We start from the raw sequence: 720 nt of genomic DNA, 5'->3' as shown, positions 1-720 counted from the left end.
CGGCGGCGGCCTGGGCCGCGCGGCGGGGCGGGACGCGGACCAGACCGCGGAAGAGCGGCGGCAGCATTCCGGCGCTCGCCTGCGCCCGGAGGGCGGCCAGGTCGAGGGGCATCGGCACGAGCAGCGCCTCGTCGGCGGTGTCCGCGAGGTCGAACAGCTCCTGGCCCTGGTCGGCGGTGATGGCGGCGACGCCACCGCGCCGCAGCCGGTCCAGCTCCGCCTCGTCCAGATCCCCGGCCATACCGCCGGACTCGGCCCACAGGCCCCAGGCGAGGGAGGTGGCGGGCAGGCCCTGTGCGGTGCGGTGCTGGGCGAGGGCGTCCAGGAAGGCATTGGCCGCCGCGTAGTTGCCCTGGCCCGCACCGCCGAAGACGCCTGCGGCCGAGCTGAACAGGACGAATGCGGACAGGTCCGCGTCCTGGGTCAGCTCGTGGAGGTTCCACGCGGCGTCGACCTTCGGCCGCAGTACATGGGCCATGCGGTCGGGGGTGAGGGAGGCGATGACTCCGTCGTCCAGGACGCCTGCCGTGTGGATGACGGCGGTGAGGGGGTGCTCGTCCGGGATCGCCGTCAGCACGTCGGCGAGGGCGTCTCGGTCCGCCGCGTCGCAGGCGGCCCAGTGTGCTTCCGCGCCCAGCGCGGTGAGTTCCGCGGTGAGTTCGGGCGCGCCCGGCGCCTGGTCGCCTCGGCGGCTGAGCAGGAGGAGGTGGCGTGCGCCGC

General features: G+C 75.4%; 1 protein-coding gene. It reads right to left on the bottom strand.

What is annotated here, in order from left to right:
* A partial coding sequence (locus KN815_RS41465) for a beta-ketoacyl reductase (RefSeq protein ID WP_216346948.1) occupies nt 1-720 on the bottom strand: 720 nt, incomplete at both ends.

Source organism: Streptomyces niphimycinicus (assembly GCF_018883605.1).
Lineage (GTDB): Bacteria > Actinomycetota > Actinomycetes > Streptomycetales > Streptomycetaceae > Streptomyces > Streptomyces niphimycinicus.
This window is presented reverse-complemented; position numbering and strand designations above follow the sequence as displayed.